General features: G+C 72.1%; 18 protein-coding genes and 1 tRNA gene. 9 read left to right on the top strand and 10 right to left on the bottom strand.

Annotated elements, in window-relative coordinates; translation table 11 throughout:
• The first annotated feature begins 1 nt into the window (after nt 1).
• A complete protein-coding gene (gene scpA / locus VYL96_RS07935; RefSeq protein WP_131885946.1) occupies nt 2-2,275 on the top strand; it encodes a methylmalonyl-CoA mutase in 2,274 nt (757 codons plus the stop codon).
• 63 nt (nt 2,276-2,338) lie between these two features.
• Entirely contained in the window at nt 2,339-3,385 is a 1,047-nt protein-coding gene (meaB, locus tag VYL96_RS07930; protein WP_243699720.1) for a methylmalonyl Co-A mutase-associated GTPase MeaB, read from the top strand.
• 67 nt (nt 3,386-3,452) lie between these two features.
• Here meaB and VYL96_RS07925 read toward each other — a convergent pair whose 3' ends face one another.
• Together VYL96_RS07925 and VYL96_RS07920 are read right to left on the bottom strand one after the other, a co-directional pair.
• Nucleotides 3,453-4,244 carry a class I SAM-dependent methyltransferase gene (locus VYL96_RS07925; protein WP_131885947.1) on the bottom strand — a complete coding sequence of 264 codons (792 nt, stop codon included), beginning with the start codon at nt 4,242-4,244 and terminating at the stop codon, nt 3,453-3,455.
• 148 nt (nt 4,245-4,392) lie between these two features.
• Complete coding sequence (locus VYL96_RS07920; RefSeq protein WP_131885948.1) at nt 4,393-5,754, bottom strand: acyltransferase family protein; 1,362 nt, start codon at nt 5,752-5,754, stop codon at nt 4,393-4,395.
• A gap of 169 nt (nt 5,755-5,923) precedes the next feature.
• Between VYL96_RS07920 and VYL96_RS07915 the strand changes: the two genes are divergently transcribed.
• A complete protein-coding gene (locus VYL96_RS07915; RefSeq protein ID WP_131885949.1) occupies nt 5,924-6,970 on the top strand; it encodes an NAD(P)/FAD-dependent oxidoreductase in 1,047 nt (348 codons plus the stop codon).
• A 23-nt stretch (nt 6,971-6,993) separates the two neighbouring features.
• Here VYL96_RS07915 and VYL96_RS07910 read toward each other — a convergent pair whose 3' ends face one another.
• The 5 genes from VYL96_RS07910 to VYL96_RS07890 form a co-directional block, all read right to left on the bottom strand.
• Nucleotides 6,994-8,001 (bottom strand): nucleoside hydrolase, encoded by a 1,008-nt coding sequence (locus VYL96_RS07910; RefSeq protein WP_131885950.1) that lies wholly within the window; start codon nt 7,999-8,001, stop codon nt 6,994-6,996.
• Nucleotides 7,998-8,507: a mycothiol transferase gene (locus VYL96_RS07905; RefSeq protein ID WP_165928494.1), complete on the bottom strand. Its 510-nt coding sequence runs from the start codon at nt 8,505-8,507 to the stop codon at nt 7,998-8,000. The genes VYL96_RS07910 and VYL96_RS07905 overlap by 4 nt, the downstream gene beginning before the upstream one ends.
• On the bottom strand, nt 8,501-9,979 hold the full coding sequence (locus tag VYL96_RS07900; RefSeq protein ID WP_207913575.1) for an SDR family NAD(P)-dependent oxidoreductase: 1,479 nt from the start codon (nt 9,977-9,979) through the stop codon (nt 8,501-8,503). Before VYL96_RS07900 ends, VYL96_RS07905 begins: the two co-directional genes overlap by 7 nt.
• 34 nt (nt 9,980-10,013) lie before the next feature.
• A complete protein-coding gene (locus tag VYL96_RS07895) occupies nt 10,014-10,658 on the bottom strand; it encodes a hypothetical protein (protein WP_109148806.1) in 645 nt (214 codons plus the stop codon).
• Nucleotides 10,659-10,738: 80 nt separating this feature from the next.
• Nucleotides 10,739-10,824 (bottom strand) — tRNA-Leu (locus tag VYL96_RS07890).
• A 187-nt stretch (nt 10,825-11,011) separates the two neighbouring features.
• Here VYL96_RS07890 and VYL96_RS07885 point away from each other — a divergent pair.
• Nucleotides 11,012-11,554 (top strand): YbhB/YbcL family Raf kinase inhibitor-like protein, encoded by a 543-nt coding sequence (locus tag VYL96_RS07885; RefSeq protein ID WP_131885952.1) that lies wholly within the window; start codon nt 11,012-11,014, stop codon nt 11,552-11,554.
• A 35-nt stretch (nt 11,555-11,589) separates the two neighbouring features.
• Here the strand turns inward: VYL96_RS07885 and VYL96_RS07880 are convergent, their stop codons facing one another.
• On the bottom strand, nt 11,590-12,657 hold the full coding sequence (locus tag VYL96_RS07880; RefSeq protein WP_131885953.1) for a quinone-dependent dihydroorotate dehydrogenase: 1,068 nt from the start codon (nt 12,655-12,657) through the stop codon (nt 11,590-11,592).
• A 35-nt stretch (nt 12,658-12,692) separates the two neighbouring features.
• Nucleotides 12,693-13,724: a YncE family protein gene (locus tag VYL96_RS07875; protein WP_131885954.1), complete on the bottom strand. Its 1,032-nt coding sequence runs from the start codon at nt 13,722-13,724 to the stop codon at nt 12,693-12,695.
• A 171-nt stretch (nt 13,725-13,895) separates the two neighbouring features.
• Here VYL96_RS07875 and VYL96_RS07870 point away from each other — a divergent pair, with 171 nt between their 5' ends.
• Genes VYL96_RS07870 through mshC form a run of 5 tightly spaced genes read left to right on the top strand, consistent with a single transcriptional unit; the run spans nt 13,896 to nt 18,165 of the window.
• Complete coding sequence (locus VYL96_RS07870; protein ID WP_131885989.1) at nt 13,896-14,741, top strand: undecaprenyl-diphosphate phosphatase; 846 nt, start codon at nt 13,896-13,898, stop codon at nt 14,739-14,741.
• A 33-nt stretch (nt 14,742-14,774) separates the two neighbouring features.
• A complete protein-coding gene (locus VYL96_RS07865) occupies nt 14,775-15,479 on the top strand; it encodes a histidine phosphatase family protein (RefSeq protein ID WP_131885955.1) in 705 nt (234 codons plus the stop codon).
• Nucleotides 15,480-15,519: 40 nt separating this feature from the next.
• The gene (locus VYL96_RS07860) at nt 15,520-16,107 is read left to right on the top strand and encodes an Rv2134c family protein (RefSeq protein ID WP_061228711.1); all 588 of its coding nucleotides are present in this window, start codon (nt 15,520-15,522) and stop codon (nt 16,105-16,107) included.
• Nucleotides 16,104-16,886 carry an Rv2133c family protein gene (locus tag VYL96_RS07855; RefSeq protein ID WP_131885956.1) on the top strand — a complete coding sequence of 261 codons (783 nt, stop codon included), beginning with the start codon at nt 16,104-16,106 and terminating at the stop codon, nt 16,884-16,886. Before VYL96_RS07860 ends, VYL96_RS07855 begins: the two co-directional genes overlap by 4 nt.
• Nucleotides 16,887-16,911: 25 nt before the next feature.
• On the top strand, nt 16,912-18,165 hold the full coding sequence (mshC, locus tag VYL96_RS07850) for a cysteine--1-D-myo-inosityl 2-amino-2-deoxy-alpha-D-glucopyranoside ligase (RefSeq protein WP_131885957.1): 1,254 nt from the start codon (nt 16,912-16,914) through the stop codon (nt 18,163-18,165).
• A 6-nt stretch (nt 18,166-18,171) separates the two neighbouring features.
• Here mshC and VYL96_RS07845 read toward each other — a convergent pair whose 3' ends face one another.
• Nucleotides 18,172-19,098 (bottom strand): PAC2 family protein, encoded by a 927-nt coding sequence (locus VYL96_RS07845; RefSeq protein ID WP_007629264.1) that lies wholly within the window; start codon nt 19,096-19,098, stop codon nt 18,172-18,174.
• Nucleotides 19,099-19,138 lie beyond the last annotated feature (40 nt).

Here is a 19,138-nt window from a genome sequence, read left to right as displayed (position 1 = left end):
CATGACGACCTTCCCCGATTTCAGCACCGCCTCCCTCCGCGACACCGACGGCCCCGACGCCCGGGCGGCCGCCGTGGCTGTCGAGGACGGCATCGCCGCCGACGCGCACTGGGAGACGCCCGAGGGTATCGACGTCAAGCGCGTCTACACCAAGGCCGACCGTGACGCCGTCGAGGCCGGCACCGCCCCGACCGACGACGGCGAGAAGATCACCCCCTTCCCGTTGGACACCGTGCCCGGTCAGGCGCCGTTCCTCCGCGGGCCGTACCCGTCGATGTACGTGAACCAGCCGTGGACCATCCGCCAGTACGCCGGCTTCTCCACCGCCGCCGAGTCCAACGCCTTCTACCGCCGCAACCTCGCCGCCGGGCAGAAGGGCCTGTCCGTGGCGTTCGACCTCGCCACCCACCGCGGTTACGACTCCGACCACCCGCGCGTGGCCGGTGACGTGGGCATGGCCGGCGTGGCGATCGACTCCATCCTCGACATGCGGGAGCTGTTCGACGGCATCGACCTCTCGTCGGTGTCGGTGTCGATGACCATGAACGGTGCGGTCCTCCCGATCCTGGCGTTCTACGTGGTCGCGGCCGAGGAGCAGGGGGTGACGCCGGAGCAGCTCGCGGGGACCATCCAGAACGACATCCTCAAGGAGTTCATGGTCCGCAACACCTACATCTACCCGCCCAAGCCGTCCATGCGGATCATCTCGGACATCTTCGCCTACACCTCCCAGAAGATGCCGCGCTTCAACTCCATCTCGATCTCCGGGTACCACATCCAGGAGGCCGGGGCGACGGCCGATCTCGAGCTCGCGTACACGCTGGCCGACGGTGTCGAGTACCTACGTGCCGGCCTGGACGCGGGCCTGGACATCGACAAGTTCGCCCCGCGGTTGTCGTTCTTCTGGGCGATCGGCATGAACTTCTCCATGGAGATCGCCAAGCTGCGCGCCGGACGTCTGCTGTGGAGTGAGCTCGTCGAGAAGTTCGGTCCGAAGAACCCCAAGTCCAAGTCGCTGCGGACCCACTCTCAGACCTCGGGCTGGTCGCTGACGGCCCAGGACGTGTTCAACAACGTCGCCCGCACCTGCATCGAGGCCATGGCCTCCACGCAGGGCCACACCCAGTCGCTGCACACCAACGCTCTCGACGAGGCGCTCGCGCTGCCGACCGACTTCTCCGCGCGCATCGCCCGCAACACCCAGCTGCTGCTGCAGCAGGAGTCGGGCACCACCCGTCCGATCGACCCGTGGGCCGGCTCGTACTACATCGAGTGGCTCACGGCCCAGCTCGCCGACAAGGCCCGGCTCCACCTGCTGGAGATCGAGGAGGCCGGCGGCATGGCGCAGGCCATCGGCGAGGGCATCCCCAAGCTGCGCATCGAGGAGGCCGCGGCCCGCACGCAGGCGCGCATCGACTCCGGCCGCCAGCCGGTCATCGGCGTGAACAAGTACGTCGTCACCGAGGACCAGGAGATCGAGGTCCTCAAGGTCGACAACTCGCGCGTGCGCTCCGAGCAGCTCGCCAAGCTGGAGAAGCTGCGGGCCGAGCGCGACGAGGACGCCTGCCAGGCCGCCCTCGCCCGGCTGACGGAGGCCGCCTCCGGTGGCCCCAGCAGCGACCTGGAGAACAACCTCCTCGCGCTGGCCATCGACGCCGCCCGGGCCCACGCCAGCATCGGTGAGATCTCCGACGCGCTGGAGAAGGTCTACGGTCGTCATAAGGCCGAGATCAAGACCCTGTCCGGTGTGTACCGACAGGAGGTCACCAAGGAGGGCGCCGTGGACAACGTCACCCGGGCGATGCGGATGGCCGATGCGTTCGCCGAGCAGGACGGGCGCCGCCCGCGGATCCTGCTGGCCAAGATGGGCCAGGACGGTCACGACCGCGGCCAGAAGGTCGTCGGTACCGCGTTCGCCGACCTCGGCTTCGACGTGGACATGGGACCGCTGTTCCAGACGCCGGAGGAGGTGGCCCAGCAGGCCGCCGACGCCGACGTCCACGTGGTGGGCGTGTCCTCGCTCGCGGCCGGGCACCTCACGCTCGTGCCGGCGCTGCGTTCGGCTCTGGCCGAGGTGGGCCGCGAGGACATCATGGTCACCGTCGGCGGCGTCATCCCACCCGGCGACTTCCAGGAACTCTACGACGCCGGCGCCGCCGCGATCTACCCGCCCGGCACGGTCATCGCCGAGGCCGCGATCGGGCTTCTCGACGCCCTCGCCGGCGAGCTCGGCTACGACCTGTCGTCGGCGGCCACCGACGCCACGGAGGCCTGATCGGACGTGGCACGGCTCGGCTCGGGACCTGATCCGGCGGGTTCGGGGAACCCCCTGGGCGCCATGTCCACCACGGCGGGCACCGGCGCCCCGCGGGGTCCGGTGCCCAGGTCGACCGGGCCGCGCCCCCGCCGCGAGATCGACGTCGACGCGCTGCTCGAGGGAGTGTTGGCGGACCGCCGGCCCGTGCTGGCCCGCGCGATCACGCTGCTCGAGTCCACCAATCCTGCTCACCGTGAGAAGGCCCAGGAGCTGCTCCTCGGCGCCCTGCCGCACGCCGGCGGGGCGTTGCGGATCGGCATCACCGGGGTGCCGGGAGTCGGCAAGTCGACGTTCATCGAGTCGTTCGGCCTCTATCTGGTGGAGCAGGGCCACAAGGTGGCGGTCCTCGCCGTCGACCCGTCCTCCACCCGCACCGGGGGCTCGATCCTCGGCGACAAGACCCGCATGGCCACTCTCTCCACCGAGCCGCGGGCCTACATCCGGCCCTCGCCGACCTCCGGCACGCTCGGCGGCGTCGCGAAGGCGACGCGGGAGACGATGGTCCTGCTCGAGGCCGCCGGTTTCGACGTCATCCTCGTCGAGACGGTCGGCGTGGGCCAGTCGGAGGTGACCGTGGCCGGGATGGTGGACTGCTTCACCTTCCTCACGCTCGCGCGGACGGGTGACCAGCTGCAGGGCATCAAGAAGGGCGTCCTCGAACTCGCGGACGTGGTGGCCGTCAACAAGGCCGACGGGCCGCACGTGAAAGACGCCCAGCGGGCCGCCCGCGAGCTGGGGGCCGCCCTGCGCCTGGTCAGGCCGGCCGATGCGGTGTGGAAGGTCCCCGTCCTGACGATGTCCGGCCTCGAGGGCGAGGGCCTCGACGGCTTCTGGGACGCGGTCCGCAAGCACCAGCAGACGATGGCCGAGATCGGCGAGGTCGAGGCGCGTCGCGCCCGCCAGCAGGTCGACTGGACCTGGTCGATGGTGCACGAGACGCTCATGGCACGCCTGGCCGCGGATCCCGACGTCAAGAGGGTGGCGCCCGAGGTCGAGCAGCAGGTCCGCGACGGCACGCTCACGGCGGCACTGGCCGCACAGGCGATCATCGACGCCTTCGACTCCTGAAGCGCTCCCGCGTTCCCGCTGCGGTGGGTCGTGGCCGCCGCGGGTCCCGGCCGGGCAGGAGAGCGGCTCAGCGCGTGCGGAGAACGAACCCGACCGCGCGCATGTGCTCCTCGTATGTGGAGAAGGTCGTGCGCATGGCGAGGACGCGTCTGCGCGCGTCGGCGTCGCGCAGGAGGTTGAGCACGATCCGGAACACGCCGCCCGGGCCCTCGTCCGCGAGCATCCGCCTCGGTTGGAGCAACGCCATCGGGCGCAGCTCGGTGGCCTCGACCTCGAAGCCGGCCTCATCGAACAGCCGGGTCCACTCGGCCACGGTGAGCGGCCTCGCGTTGACGCGGATGGACCGGGCGAGGTCTCTGCGAATGCTCGTCTTGGTCTCGTCGTCCAGCGTGTCCGGCACCAGGCACAGCTCGTGGACCAGATACCGGCCACCGGAGTCGAGTAGGCGGCGGGCCTCCGCGACGATCTCCTTCTTGGTGGAATCGCCCTGCATCGTCAGCATCGCCTCGCCGACGACGAGGTCGGCGGACGCGGTGTCCAGACCGGTCTCCTGCGCTCGGGCGACCACGAGTTCGCCACGGTTGCCGACGACTCCCCGCGTGACCCTGACGGCATCGGGATCAGAGTCCACGCCGACGTAGGACGCGGGCCTCTCGTTCAGTAGGAGCTGCGCCGTGAGACCGAGGCCCGGCGCGAACTCGACCACCCGACGACCGGCCACCGGCGCCGCCGAGACCAGCCACTGCGACAACTGGCGTCCGCCCGGGCGCAGAACCTTCTTGCCGACCCGGGCCAGGAGCCAGTGCCCGGCGACCGTGTCGGAGTCGCGGTCGTGTTGGGGGAGAGGGCTGGAGGTCATGACGCACGTCCCTTCGGGGCCGGACGCTGAACGCCGACACCGTGCCGGACGCGAACCGGTTAGGTAATCATAACCTGACTAACGGGCCCGGTACACCCCCGATTTCTCCGCTCCCGCCCCGAGCGTTCGCCCGATTCCACAGCCGCGGTCAGCGTCGTTCGAGTACCCTGCGCGCGGGCTCCTCGAGGAATCGGTGACTCGCTGCGCCCGCCGCCAGTGAACCCGCGACGGTGACCGGCCAGATGACCGACATGCGCGGCGCCCACAGCGGGGTGCGGGTGAGGGGGAACGCGGCGTGCAGCACGAGTTGGTGCCACAGGAAGATCCCGTACGACCAGGTGCCGACCTTCTGCAGCGGAGCCGATTCCAGCACGGGGAACCGTGTGCCCTCCGGCGCCAGGACGACAGGGGCCAGGACGAGGAACGCCATCGTGCCCGCCAGCCCGGTGCGGGCGGCGAACTCGAGCGGTCCCGGATGGACGAACCCCTCGGAGAACCACGCCGGCACGGTGGTGACGACCAGCGCCGCCCCACCGGCGATCCACCAGCCCCAGCGCGCGAGTCGATCGCGACACGCCCGGACGAGCGTCCCGGGCGGGGCCGTCACGACCTCGGCCAGCAGCATCCCCGCGGCGAACCAGGCGGTGAACGACGGTGGGAGGATCTGCACGTTGACATCGGTCGGCAGGAGGCCGAGCGCGTGCCACGGGATCATGGGGAACACCAGACCGGACGCGCCGAACGCGGCGATGGCCGGGATCCGCCACTTCGCGGCGTCGCCGCGCAGGCCCCTCAGCGCGGTCCACAGCAGCGGGAACGCGAGGTAGTACGCCATCTCCACCGCGAGCGACCATGCATGGGTGAGGCCGGCGACGAGGAAGTTCGACGTGTAGATCTGCGTGAGGGTCAGGTTGGCGATCCACGAGGCGGGCCCGTTGACGTGGTTCTGCTCGAGCAGCAGCATCGCGGCGGCGACCAGCACGGCGTACGCCGGCATGATCCGCACGAGCCGCGAGCGCAGGTACTCGCGTGTGGGCCTCGCCGTTCCCGGCCTGTCCCGGCGGGCGTGATCGGCGTGCGCACGCCACAAGAGGAAACCGGACTTGGCGAAAAAGACCGCGACGGCCAGGTCGAGACGGCCGAACAGTCTCTTGATCGGCGAGCCGGTGGACGACCGCGTGACGAACGCGACGTGCGTGGTGAGCACGCCGACGGCGGCGAGGCCGCGAATCCCCTCGAGCGCCGGGACGAAGCCCTTGGCGCCAGCCGGAGGGCGTATCGCGCCGCCCGGGCCCGGGGTCCCCGGGGTGTGTCCCGCACGCGCAGAGCCGGACCCCGCGGCCGGTGTCGTGGTGTCAGCTGGGCGGACGGAGCCAGGGGTCGCGGCGCCCGGCCCAGCCATCGTGAACTCGCGCCGGCCCGCCCGGCGACGCGCGGCCACCCGCACCACAGCACGGGCGGCGATCGCTCCGCCCGCGACGACGATCAGGGCGGCGGCGACAGACCTCATGGACTCTCCCAGGGCGGTGACAGGGGACGACAACGCGTGTCCGGACCCCTTCTGAGCCGCCGGACATCCGGTGGAGCCTAGCACCGGTTCTAGTTCCGTCACCCGCCTACACGGTGGCCATCGGACCATTTCCGTAGGGTGGCGTCACCCGGCCCGCGAGAGGACACACATGAGCGACGCCCGCACCGGCCCCCTGCCCGAGTCCTCGGAAGAACCGGTTCCCGAGTCGGTGGACGTCCTCGTCATCGGCGGGGGCCCGGCCGGGCTGTCCGCCGCGACGTGGGTCGGCCGGTATCAGCGCTCGACCCTCCTCGTCGACGCGGGCCGGCAGCGCAACCTCGCCGCCACCGAGATCCACGGCATGCTCGGCACCGGACCCACGACGCCCGCCGAGTTCTATGCCGACATCCACGAGGGCCTCGGGCGGTACCCGACCGTCCGCCGGCTCGACGGCGTCGTCGCCGACCTGGAGAAGGAATCCGACGAGAAGTTCGTCGCCCGCATCACCCCGGCGAACGCCTCGAACGGCGGCGCGGACGACACGATCACCGTCACCGCTAAGCGGATCATCCTCGCCACCGGCGTACGTGACCGGCTGCCGGAGCTCGCCGGGATCGACGATCACTACGGGGTCGACGTCCACCACTGCCCGGCCTGCGACGGCCTCACCGCCGCGGGCCAGCGCATCATCGTGCTGGGCGTCGGCGCCCACGTGCCGGCGTACGCCTCCGAGCTGCTCGACTGGGCGTCCGAGGTCGTGATCGTCACCGAGAGCGACGCGGACCCGGCCTTCGACGACGACCAGCGCGCCGCGTGCGCCGAGCACAGCATCGAGGTGGTCGACGGCGTCGCCCGCGAGCTGGTCGGCGCCCCCGGCGCGCTACAGGGGGTGCGGCTCGACGACGGGAGGGTGATCGAGGGGTCGAAGGTGTTCTTCTCCTACGCACACCACCCGACCAACGAACTCGCGGAGGCACTGGGCTGCGAGATGGACGAGCACGGGGGCCTCATCGTCAACTCACTGCAGCTGACGAACGTCGGCGGGGTGTACGCGGCCGGCGACATCGTGACCGGCCTGCAGTTGGTGCCGATCGCCGTGGGCACCGGCGCGGCGGCCGGGGTGGCGTGCGCGACCTCGCTGCGCGGGCACGATACCGAGCAAAGCGTCCCGGATCCGGCGCCACCGACGCGGAACTTCACCCGGCCCGACAACTGACGCCGGCGGGCGGCCCAGCCGGCTCAGGCCTGTGGGCCGGCCAGCGAGGCGAGCGCCGCGCAGACCTCGTCGAGCACGGCGCCCGCCCCGCCCGGCAGGAGCAGGTCGGTCGCGACGCGCGCGTTGTCGACCCGCCCGCGCTGACCACGCACGTCCGCGACCGTCATCCCGCGCGTGTGCTCGCCGGTGCACTCGACCCGCACGTGCGCGGGCACGGACACCTCGGCCCCCGGATGCAGCGCGAGCCAGGCGACCAGCGGATCGTGCACCTGCGCCAGGTAGCCCTCGCCTACGGACTCGTGGAACTCGAAGTAGAACCGCAGCGCGTCCACCAGGGCGCGGGTCAGCGGCGTGTCGGCGGCGGCGAGCAGCCCCCGCGAGCGCTCTGGCGTCCACACGGCCCGCTCCGTGAGGTTCAGGCCGCACCACAGCGGGGCGGTGACAGCGGGATCGGCGGCCCGCGCGTCCTCCCACACCCGACAGATCCGATCGGCGGCCTCCGGGTCCACGTCGACGTTCCACTCGCTGACCGGCGTGGTGTTGCCCGGGTGCCCGCGGAACGTCCCACCCATCACGACCAGGCGCGCCAACAGACCGGGGAGGGCGGGGGCGAGCGCCACCGCCCGGGCCAGGCTGGACGAGGGACCGGTCACGATCCCCACCAGCTCACCCGGATGTGCGCGCGCCAGCTCCACCCAGAGGCGGGCGCCGTCGCGGGGATCGAGCGCCCTCGTCGTCGTCGTCAGTTCCGCGTGCCCCGCCCCGCGGGGGCCGTGCGTCTCGGGGGTCAGCACGTGGGGGACGGCGATCGGGCCGGGTGCACCGGCGGCCACCGGGATCGCCGGAGCACCGGCGAGGTCCAGCCACGCCAGGGCGTTGGCGACCGTGTCGTCGAGTCCGACGTTGCCGGCCGTGCACACCAGCCCGGCGAGGTCGATCCGCCCGGCCCGGTGCTCGGCGACCAGGTAGGCGATGGCCAGCGCGTCGTCGATGCCCGGGTCGCAGTCGAGCAGGACCGGGACGGGGCTCACCGCGAGGCGCCCCGCGAGGCCAGCACGTCGCGCGTCACCTGCAGCTGCCCGGTGTGCGCAGCGACCTCGTGGAGGATGTGGGCCACCACCCAGTCCGGGGTGAAGGTCCCCGCCGTGCGGGCGCGGCCGACGTCGACGGTGGTGCCGGCGGGATCGGCGAGGTCCCCGCGCTCGACCGCCGCGGCGAGCCAGCCGGGCAGCCGGTCGACGAGCGCGGCGAGGCGGTCGAGTTCGGGCTCCACGGGGCCGGTGTAGGCGAACTCCGCCCCGCGGTCGCGGGAGATGGTCTCGCCGCCGAGGCACGCCGCGCCCCACGAGGTCAGGACCCCGCACAGGTGGTGGACGAGCACGGCGGCGGAGTTGGTGGGCCACCCGGAGCCCGCGGGCGTGGGACGGGTGTGCACGAGCGAGCCGGGCTCGTCACCGCCGAGGTCGGCCACGGCGGCGCGGATCGTGGGCAGCAGGTCCCCGGCCAGGATCCGGTGGACGGCGTCGACGCTCACCACGGGCTCGGCTCGAAGTCCTTGAGGAAGCATCCGTAGAGGTCCTCGCCGGCCTCACCGCGCACGATGGGATCCACTACGCGGGCCGCGCCGTCGACCAGGTCCAGCGGGGCGTGGAAGCCCTCCTCGTGGAGGCGGACCTTGGTCACATGCGGGCGCTCGTCGGTGATCCACCCGGTGTCCACGGCGGTCATGAGGATGCCGTGCTCGGTGAACATCTCCTCCGCGGAAGTGCGGGTGAGCATGTTGAGGCCCGCCTTGGCCATGTTGGTGTGCGGGTGCCCGGCGCCCTTGTACCGGCGCGAGAACTGGCCCTCCATGGCCGAGACGTTGACGACGTACTTGCGGCGCGCCTTCGAGGCCGCCAGCGCCGGGCGCAGGCGCGAGACGAGGATGAACGGCGCGACCGAGTTGCACAGCTGCACCTCGAGCATCTCCATGGGCTCGACCTGCTCGACCGTGGCCACCCAGCTGTTGTGGTCCACCACATCCGGCAGTAGGCCGCCGGCGTCGATCGCGGTGCCGGCGGCCATGCGCTCCAGCGACGCCGAGCCGCCCTGCAGCGCGAGGGTGGCGATGTGGTCGGCCTCCCGCTCGGCCTCCTCGCTGCCGATGAGTGCCGACTCGCCGCCCATGAGCGCGGCGGGGTGCAGCTCGGAGGTGCGGCCCATCGTGACCATGGGGATGTCCGCGGCGCGGCCGGTGATCGGCGCGGACTCGCCCTCCACCAGGCCCGAGTACGAGCCGGGGGAGCGGCGCACCGTCTGGGCGGCGTTGTTGATGAGGATGTCGAGCGGCCCGGCGGCGGCGACCTCGTCGGCCAGCGCCACCACCTGCGCGGGGTCGCGCAGGTCCACGCCGATCACGTGGACGCGGTCCGCCCAGTCGGGGTAGTCGTCCATCGACGCGAAGCGGCGCACGGCGTCGCGCGGGAAGCGGGTGGTGATGGTGACGTCGGCGCCCGCACGCAGCAGCATCAGCGCGATGTACATGCCGATCTTGGCGCGGCCGCCGGTGAGCAGGGCCCGCCGGCCGGTGAGGTCCATGTGCGGGTCTCGCTTGGCGCGGTTGACCGCCGCGCAGGCCGGGCACAACTGGTGGTAGAAGGCGTCGACCTGGGTGTAGAGCTGCTTGCACACGTAGCAGGCGACCGCGCGCTGCAGGTGGCCGGCGACGGCGCCCGGCGTGTTGGAGACCAGACGGATGCCGGCGGTCTCGTCGTCGATGCGCGTGGGGGAGCCGGTCGCCGTGGCCTCGATGACGGCCTTGTCGGCCTCCTGGCGCGCGCGGCGTACCTCGGCGCGCCGCGCCTTCTTGAGGAGCTTGAACATGTGGCCCACCGACCGCTGCACCCGGATCGAGTCGGGATGGTCCTCGCCGAGCTCCGCGGCCCGGTCGAGGACGCGCAGGCACGTCTCGAGGTCGTCGGGGTCGATACCGTCTGCGGGGATACCGTCTGGGTTGGTGCCGGTCACGACAGATACGGTACGACGACGAGGTGGTCAGCCCCTAAACCGTCCGCCCCCGCAGGGTGCTCGCGTCACCGGCGCGCAGACCGGACAGTACCTCCTCGACCGCCCGCAGGTGCTCGTCCCGCCCGGAGAGGGCCGGCTGCCGGGGAGGGCCGTAGCGGGCGGCGTAGGCGTCGGACACGAGCTGGGCGTGGGCCTCCACCGGCAGAGCGGCCCGCTGGTCGAGCACGGCCCGCCAGTCGTACGCCCGGCGCCCGAGCCGGATCTGTTCGCCCAGGGCCCGCACGACGTACCGCGGGCCGAGGAAACGCCCCTGCCAGATGTGGACCAGCTCGTGGACCAGGGTCGGGGTCGCCCGTGGGCGGACGGTGCCGTCGAGGCCCGCGATGCCGACGACGCCGGGGTCGGCGCCGAGGTAGATCAGCCCGGGCAACGCGAACGCACGCGGGTGCGGGATCCCGGGGACGTGGCCGCGCCGGATCGTCACGGCCGTGGGGTCGACGGTTCCGGCGAAGAACGCGCGGAGATCGGTGCGGACCCCGGGCGGCAGGTCGAGCGGCGGCGGGGCCAGGCCGAGGGCGTCGAGTCGGCGGTCGGCCGCACGCGCGACCGCGGCCAGCGCGCGCCCCAGCGCGTCCGGGACGCGACCGGCTGAATCGACGGGTACCGGCGTCCGGGCCATCTGTCGGAACCTTCCCGTGAGACGAGAGCGGGCCCCGGTTCCTCGCGGATCCGGGGCCCTTCTACTGTCTCGACACAGTGTGCGCGAGGGGGGACTTGAACCCCCACGTCCGTTAATAGGACACTAGCACCTCAAGCTAGCGCGTCTGCCATTCCGCCACTCGCGCTCGCACACTGCCCGCCTTCGCCGGTTCTGGTCCGGCTTGGCCGTGCGAGGAATGACATTAGCCGATGCCCGGACCCGGGACCAAATCGCGGTCCCGCCGCGGGGCGCGCGGGGCGGTCATCGCTGGTAGACAGGGACGTGACCGGCTGGAGGACCACTCCACACCGTCCGATCGCAGGAGGAGAACGATGACCCAGTTCCGCGTGCCCGACCCGTATGCCGCCCTTCCGGATCTGCCCGCTCTGGAGGTGACCAGCGAGTCGTTCACCGAGGGCGCCACACTGTCGGCCGCGCAGCTCGGCGGGAAGATGGGCGTCGAGGGCGGCCAGGACAAGTCGCCCCAGGTGAGCTGGAGCGCCGGCCCCGAGGGCACCAGGACGTACGTGGTGACGGTGTTCGACCCGGACGCGCCCACGGCGTCGGGTTTCTGGCACTGGTCCGTCGCCAACATCCCCGCGGACGTGACGTCGCTGCCCGAGGGCGCGTGTACGGGTGACGACACCTCGGGCCTGCCGGACGGCGCCGTCGTGGTGCGCAACGACGCGGGCTTCAAGGGCTTCGTGGGCGCGGCACCGCCGGCGGGTCACGGCCCGCACCGCTACATCCTCGCCGTCCATGCGGTGGGCGACGAGATCGAGTTGGGCGACGACGCCTCGTGTGCGTTCGTCGGTTTCAACCTGTTCGGTCAGGGACTGGCCCGTGGCACCGTGACGGGCATCTACGAGCAGTAGCGATATAGCGCCACGGCGCTCGAGCGCTGCGGCGCTCAGCGCACCGCCGAGCCGACCGCCTCCGCCAGCGAGCCGAACCCGCCCTGGCGGAGGCGCCTGGCCACCAGGCGGTTGGTGCCGCGCACGAGCGACGGGCCGGTGAAGATGAACCCGGTGTAGGTCTGCACGAGGTGCGCCCCGTGGGTGATGCGGTCCCACACGTCCTCGGGGGTCTCGATGCCGCCGACCGAGATGATCACCAGGCGTCCCCCCGCGCGCGCGTGGATCCGGGCGAGCACCTCGCGCGAGCGCGCGGCCACCGGCGCGCCGGAGATGCCGCCCGCCCCCAGGGCCTCGACGTGCGCGGCGGGGGTACGCAGGCCGTCCCGCGAGATGGTGGTGTTGGTGGCGACGATGCCGGCCAGCCCCAGGTCGAGCACCAGGTCGGTGACCGCGTCGATGTCGGCGTCGTCCAGGTCGGGCGCGATCTTGACGAGCACGGGGATCGTCGCCACGTCCCGGACCGCGGCGAGGATCGGGCGCAGCGACTCGACGGCCTGCAGGTCACGCAGGCCGGGGGTGTTGGGGGAACTGACGTTGACGACGAGGTAGTCGGCCAGGCCCGTGAGCATCGTCGCCGAGGCCACGTAGTCGCGGACCGCGTCCTTCGCCGGCACCACCTTGGTCTTACCTATGTTGATCCCCACGGGATCGCTGCTGCGGCGCCGGCGGAGGTTGTTGGCCGCGTTGCCGGCGCCGTGGTTGTTGAAGCCCATCCGGTTGAGGATCGCGCGGTCCTCGACGAGCCGGAACAGACGCGGGGCCGGGTTGCCCGGCTGGGGCGACGCGGTCACCGTGCCGACCTCGCTGAAACCGAATCCGATAGCGCCCCACGAGTCGACGGCGGCGGCGTTCTTGTCGAACCCGGCCGCGAGGCCCAGCGGGCCGGGGAAGGTGCGACCGAGGACCTCCTGCGCGAGCACGGGGTCGCGCACGCCCAGGACCCGCCGCACGACGGCGCCCAGGGGCGGCACCAGGGTCAGCAGCTTGAGCAGGCCGAACACCAGGTGGTGTATCCGCTCCGCGGGAAAGCGGAACAGCACCTTCTTGAGCAGTGCGTACACGGTCCTCCTCGATGGGACGTGGGTCGTCGGTGCGATCAGCTCGCCGGCTCGGTGAGGGTCGGACGGAGGAGGTGCAGCCCTGCGCCGTCGGCGGACCCGACCACCACGGTGCCGGACTCCGTGACCGCCAGGGAATCCGGCTGGCGGACCGTCGGGATGTCCGCCCGCAGGATCCCCACGCCGTCGCCGAGATCGTACGCCTGGATGGTGTTCGTTCCAGTGGAGGCGACCCACACGACCTGACGGGTCGGGTCCTCGGCCACCGCCCACGGGGCCGGGGCGACGGGGAACTGCTGGTGCAGCCGGACGGGCGAGGTGGAGTAGACGAGCAGCGTGCCGCCGACGGTGTCACTGGCGATCACGGAGCCTTCCCCCAGCTCGTCGAGGAGCCCCGCGCCCTTGCCCGCGCGCAGGAGCGGCCCGGCGTGGTCCGCCTCGAGGTCGATGTTGGCGATCACGGTGTCCGGTCGGCTCAGGGCGGTGACGGACCCGTCGCCGGAGACGCTGATCTCGTCGACCGACGTCAACCCGTCGATGCGGTGCTGCTCCGCGCCGCCGGCGTCGCGCACGACGATCTCGCCGTCGGGGGTCCCCGTCAGCAGGCGGCCGTCGAGGGTGAGGGCGGCGGCCGAGACGGGCCCGAGGCCCGAGAGTTCGCGGACCCCGCCGTCGGGGGAGACCAGCACGACACCGTCGCCGTGGGGGACCAGCACGGTCCCGTCGTGCGCGGCCGAGGCGGACCCCGCCCCGGCCGGCAGGGGCACGGAGTCCTCCGCACTCCAGCTGGTGCCGTCGACCCGGCCCAGCTCGAGCGACGGTGGGTTCTCGACCTGCGCAGCCACCCGGTCGCCCGTGGCGACCAGGGCGCGGACCGACCCGGGCACCGGGATGAGCTCGCCCCCCGACGGGTCGGAGACCTGGGGGGACTCGGCGGGGGCCGCGTTGCCCTGCGCGACACGGTTCTGCTCCTCGAGCTCGCTCGTGGGCGAGGAGCAGGCGGTCAGGCCGATCGCGAGAGCGATGAGGGCGGCGGGCACGCCGGAACGGCGGAGGACACGTCGGTGCACGATGTTCCTTTCGACTGCCCGCCATTGTCCACCACGCGGGTCCGGGGTCCCCGTCCAGGTCCGGGCGACTACTCTCGCGGCGTGTCGTGACGCGACCGCGTCCGAGCCGCAGGCTGCCGAGAGGAAACCGCACACGTGAACACATCGGTCCTCGCCCAGGGCGCGGAGGGGATGTCCTGGCTCCAGGTCGTCGTCCTGTCCGTTCTCCAGGGACTCACCGAATTCCTGCCCGTGTCCTCGTCCGGACACCTGAGGATCTTCTCGACGTGGTTCTTCGGCGAGGACGCCGGCGCCTCGTTCACCGCCGTCGTCCAGCTCGGCACCGAACTGGCCGTCCTGGTCTTCTTCTTCAAGGACATCGTCCGCATCCTGGTGGCGTGGTTCCGTGGCGTGATCGACTCCGCCCGACGGGACGACCCGGACTACCGGCTCGGATGGTTCGTCATCGTGGGGTCGATCCCGATCGCGATCATCGGGTTCGTCGGCAAGGACTTCATCCGGGACGCCGCCCGCAACCTCTGGATCACCGCGATCGTGCTCATCGTGTTCTCGTTCGTGTTCCTGGCCGCCGAGAGGTTCGGCAGGCAGGACCGACCGGTCGACGCGAAGTCGCTCGAGGGACTGTCGATGAAGGACGCGATCGTCATGGGCCTGGCCCAGTGTCTGGCCCTCATCCCCGGCGTCAGCCGCTCGGGGGGCACCATCTCGGCCGGTCTCTTCCTCAACATATCGCGCGAGGCCGCCGCCCGGTTCTCATTCCTCCTCGCGATCCCCGCCGTGCTCGCCTCCGGGCTCTTCAGCCTGCCCGACGCGTTCGACCCCAGCGCCGGCCAGGCCGCGACCGGGTGGCAGCTCCTCGTCGGCACGGCCGTCGCGTTCGTCATCGGCTACGCCGCGATCGCCTGGTTCCTGAAGTTCGTCCAGAACCATTCGCTGGGCTGGTTCGCCGGCTACCGGATCCTCCTGGGAGCCCTGGTGATGATCCTGCTCGGCACCGGGACCATCCCCGCGACCTGACCGCACCGGCCGGGGCGTCGGTAACCTGCCGGTATGACCGTCATCCTGCTCCGGCACGGCCGCTCCACCGCCAACACAGCCCTCACTCTGGCCGGCCGCACCCCGGGCGTCGGGCTCGACGACACCGGTCACGCCCAGGCGCAGGACCTCTGCCGGCGGCTGGAGGGCTTGCCGGTCGAGGCCGTCGTCCGCTCGCCTCTGATGCGGTGCCGGCAGACCGTCGAGCCGCTCGCTGCACAGTTCGGAGTGGAACCAGAGGTCGAGGAGGACCTCGTGGAGGTGGACTACGGCACCTGGACCGGCCGTCCCCTCAAGGACCTCACCGCCGAGCACATGTGGTCCGTGGTGCAGCAGCACCCCTCGTCCGCGGTCTTCCCGGGGGGGGAGTCGCTCGCCGGGATGGCCGGCAGATCGGTGACGGCCATCCGCGGACACGATCGGAGGCTCGCCGAACGGGCCGGCCGGGACGTGCTGTGGGTCGCGTGCAGCCACGGTGACGTCATCAAGGCCGTGCTCGCCGACGCGTACGGGATGCATCTGGACCAGTTCCAGCGGATCGTCGTCGAACCCGCCTCGATGTCGGTCGTGCGCTACACACCCCACCGACCGTTCGTCCTCCGGGTCAACGACACCGGCGGCGACCTCGCCAGCCTGCGAGGGGAGCCGGCCGGCCAGGTCGGTGAGCCGACGCCCGGCCACGCCAGCTCGGACGCGGTGCCCGGCGGGAACGTACCCTGATGATCCGCAGCACCATCAAGCACCCGAGGAGACGACCGGCATGAGCAGGGCAGTCCACGAGTTCCGCGATCCGGCCCGGTTCGTGGTGGGCACGGTCGGCCAGCCGGGCGAACGCGTCTTCTTCGTCCAGGCCACCGAGGCGGGCCGGACGATCTCCGTCCGCTGCGAGAAGCAGCAGGCGCAGATCCTGTCCGAGCGGATGGGCGACCTGCTCGACGAGATCGCGGCCAAGTCCGACATCCCCGTGCCCCCGGCCGGAGGGGACGTCGACGACCTCGACCCGCTCGAGATGCCGGTCGACGCGGAGTTCCAGGTCGGCACCATGGGCCTCGGCTGGGACGGTGAGCGCAACCAGATCGTCGTGGAACTGCTGGCGATGGACCCGTCGGCCACGGATGAGTCGGTGGTGCTGTCGGACGCCGAGGACGCCCCGGACGCGTTGCGGGTGTTCCTCACCCCGCAGCGTGCCCGCCAGTTCGTCCTGCGCAGCGAGCGCGTGGTCTCCGCGGGCCGGGCGCCGTGCCCGCTGTGCGGCGAGCCGATCGACACCACCGGTCACCTGTGTGTCCGCCTCAACGGGTACCTGCCGCGGTCGGGGGAGGCGCTCACCGACCTCATCGACCCGTGACCGACCGTCCGGCGGGCCCCGAGCTCACCGTCCTGTCCCGGATCCCGTCCGGAAGCAACGCGGTCTACCACTGCGTCGACGAGCGGGGCGACAGCTGGGTGTACAAGCCGTCGGCGGGGGAGCGCCCGCTGATGGACTTCCCCGACGGCAGTCTCGCGGCGCGCGAGATCGCCGCCTACGCCGTGTCCGAGGCATCGGGCTGGGGCCTGGTACCGGAGACGGTCGCGGCTCACGGCCCCGGCGGGCCGGGCATGGCGCAGCGGTGGATCGAGGAGGTCGACCGCGAGCACGCACCCGGTCACGACCCGGTCGACGTCCACCCGGCCGACGCGGTGCCGCACGGCCGTGCCGTGGTGCTGCGCGGCGAGGGTTCCCGCGGTGAGGACGTGGTGGTCGCCCACGTCACCGACGGCCGGCTGCGCCGGATCGCGGTGTTCGACCACGTGGTGAACAACGCCGACCGCAAGGGCGGGCACGTCCTGGTCGACGCCGCGGGGGTGGTGTGGGCGATCGATCACGGTCTGTCGTTCCACACCGATCCCAAGCTGCGCACCGTCCTGTGGGGGTGGGCGGGCCAGCCCCTCGAGGGCGCCGAGGTCGAGGGTCTCGAGCTCGTGCGCCGCGGCCTGGAGGCGGGTGGGGAGCTGCGTCGCACCCTCTCCGGCCTGCTGTCCGCCGCCGAGATCGCGGCACTGTGCGAGCGGGTCGACACCTTGCTGGCGAGTCGGACGTTCCCCGTCCCGGGGCCGGGCTACCCGTTACCCTGGCCGCTCTTCTGACCGGGCGGTCTCTAGACTCGGCCCCATGCACTCGTGGTCTTCGCCTGTCGTCCCCTCGGTCCCCGGCGACGGCGTCCCCCTGAAGTTGTTCGACACGGCCGGGGGTGAGGTCCGCGAGGTGGCGCCCGGCCCGGTCGCGGGCATGTACGTCTGCGGGATCACCCCCTACGACACCACCCACCTGGGTCACGCGGCGACCTACCTGACGTTCGACCTCGTCTACCGGCAACTGCTGGACGCGGGTCACGAGGTCCACTACGTCCAGAACACCACGGACGTCGACGACCCGCTGTTCGAGCGCGCGGAGCGTGACGGGGTCGACTGGCGAGAGCTGGGAGACCGGGAGACCGACCTGTTCCGCGAGGACATGGAGGCGCTGCGGGTGCTACCGCCGCGCGACTACGTCGCGGCCACCGAGACGATCGACGAGGTGGTGGAGATGGTCGGCGAGCTGCTCGACCGCGGCCACGCCTACCGGATCGACCCCGACGTCGACGGCTACTCCGACGTGTACTACCGGCATAGAGCCACCGCCGACTTCGGATACGAGTCGGGGTACGACGACGACGAGATGGCGGTCGCGTTCGCCGAGCGCGGTGGCGACCCGGACCGGCCCGGCAAGGAACACCCGCTGGATGCCCTGCTGTGGCGGGTCGAACGGCCCGGCGAGCCGTCGTGGCCGTCCCCCTGGGGGGCGGGCCGACCGGGTTGGCACATCGAGTGTTCGGCGATCGCCCGCAACCGGCTCGGGATGGAGTTCGACATCCAGGGCGGCGGCAGCGACCTGGCGTTCCCCCACCACGAGTTCTCCGCCGCGCACGCGGAGGCCGCGGCGGGCCGGCGACCGTTCGCGCGGTTCTACGTGCACGCCGCGATGATCGGCCTCGACGGCGTCAAGATGAGCAAGTCGCTCGGCAACCTCGTGCGCGTGCAGGCGCTGCGCGAGCAGGGAGTGGATCCCGCCCTCATCCGGCTCGGGCTGTTCGCCGGGCACTACCGCGTCGACCGCTCGTGGTCCGATGAGCTGCTCGAGCGGGCACACGCCCGGTACGGCCTGTGGTGCCGGGCCATCGGCCGGGGGGTCGGCGCGGACGCGGCGCCCGTGATCGCGGAGATGCGCGAGCGCCTCGCGGACGACCTCGACACGCCCGGCGCGCTCGCGGTGATCGACGCGTGGGCGTCCGCCACGTTGGACGGCGACGACTCCGACCCGTCCGCCGGCGCCGGCATCGCGACCGCGCTGGACGCCCTGATGGGGATCCCGACGATCGCCGTCTGACGCCGGTCAGCCGGCGTCGGGCTCGTCCCGGTCACCCCGCAGGAAGCGCTCGAACTCGGCGGCGATCGCCTCGCCGTCGACCAGTGGCATCGCCTCCCCGCCGGACGCGCGGCCGCGGTCGGGCTCGGGGTCCACGCCCGGCGTGACCCCCGACTCCTCGTCCAGCCGGTCCTCCAGGGACCGGATGTAGTCGCGCAGGTCCTCGTCCTCGCTCGCCGCGGCGTCGACACGCTCGGCCCACGTCCGGGCCTGGACGCGGAGCGCGTCCATCGGCACGGCCATCCCGAGGTTCTCGGCGAGCCACGACAACATCGCCTCGGTCCCGCGCGGGTTGGGCGGGGAGGCCACGTAGTGGGGCACGCCCGCGAACAGGCTCAGGGTGGGCACGCCCGCCTCGGTGAGCAGCTGCTGCAGCACGCCCGACATCCCGGTCGGCCCCTCGTAGTCCGAGGGGGCCACGCCCATGGTCGTCATCCGCTGACGGCTGAACGCCGCACCGGTGAGCGGCACCGGGCGGGTGTGCGGCACGTCGGCGAGGTAGGCCCCCAGCAGCACGACCTGGGAGACGCCCAGGGTGTCGACGAGGTCGACGAACTCGGAGGCGAACCGCCGCCACTTCAGGGCCGGCTCGGGCCCGCGCACCAGCAGGACGTCGTTGGCAACGCCGTCCGGCCGACACGCCGAGACGACGATGCGCGGCCACTCCACCGAGCGCGAGACCCCGCCGGCGAACCGGACGACGGGCCGCTGCTCGAGGTAGTCGAAGAACTCGTCTCCGCCGACCTCGGCGATCTGGCGGGCCTCCCAGTTGAGCGCGAGGTGTTCGATGGTGCCGGTCGCCACGTCCGCCGCGTCGTTCCAGCCCTCGAAGGCCACGATCATCACCGGGTTCTCGAGATCGAGATGCCCGTCGGGACTCCATTCGACAGTCATCAGTACAGCCTACGTACCTCCGATCCGGAGACACCCATAC

The organism is Dietzia maris, from assembly GCF_036287335.1.
Taxonomy (GTDB): domain Bacteria; phylum Actinomycetota; class Actinomycetes; order Mycobacteriales; family Mycobacteriaceae; genus Dietzia; species Dietzia cinnamea.
Note: the sequence above shows the minus strand (reverse complement) of the source record. Positions and strands in the feature narration are given on the sequence as shown.

Bases quoted from the DNA above. Each gene is read 5' to 3' on its own strand.
- VYL96_RS07860 (WP_061228711.1), top strand. From the start codon at position 15,520: ATGAGCAGGGCAGTCCACGAGTTCCGCGATCCGGCCCGGTTCGTGGTG.
- VYL96_RS07925 (WP_131885947.1), bottom strand. From the start codon at position 4,244: ATGACCTCCAGCCCTCTCCCCCAACACGACCGCGACTCCGACACGGTC.
- VYL96_RS07845 (WP_007629264.1), bottom strand. From the start codon at position 19,098: ATGACTGTCGAATGGAGTCCCGACGGGCATCTCGATCTCGAGAACCCG.
- VYL96_RS07870 (WP_131885989.1), top strand. From the start codon at position 13,896: ATGTCCTGGCTCCAGGTCGTCGTCCTGTCCGTTCTCCAGGGACTCACC.
- scpA (WP_131885946.1), top strand. From the start codon at position 2: ATGACGACCTTCCCCGATTTCAGCACCGCCTCCCTCCGCGACACCGAC.
- mshC (WP_131885957.1), top strand. From the start codon at position 16,912: ATGCACTCGTGGTCTTCGCCTGTCGTCCCCTCGGTCCCCGGCGACGGC.
- VYL96_RS07920 (WP_131885948.1), bottom strand. From the start codon at position 5,754: ATGAGGTCTGTCGCCGCCGCCCTGATCGTCGTCGCGGGCGGAGCGATC.
- VYL96_RS07915 (WP_131885949.1), top strand. From the start codon at position 5,924: ATGAGCGACGCCCGCACCGGCCCCCTGCCCGAGTCCTCGGAAGAACCG.
- VYL96_RS07865 (WP_131885955.1), top strand. From the start codon at position 14,775: ATGACCGTCATCCTGCTCCGGCACGGCCGCTCCACCGCCAACACAGCC.
- VYL96_RS07895 (WP_109148806.1), bottom strand. From the start codon at position 10,658: ATGGCCCGGACGCCGGTACCCGTCGATTCAGCCGGTCGCGTCCCGGAC.
- meaB (WP_243699720.1), top strand. From the start codon at position 2,339: ATGTCCACCACGGCGGGCACCGGCGCCCCGCGGGGTCCGGTGCCCAGG.
- VYL96_RS07885 (WP_131885952.1), top strand. From the start codon at position 11,012: ATGACCCAGTTCCGCGTGCCCGACCCGTATGCCGCCCTTCCGGATCTG.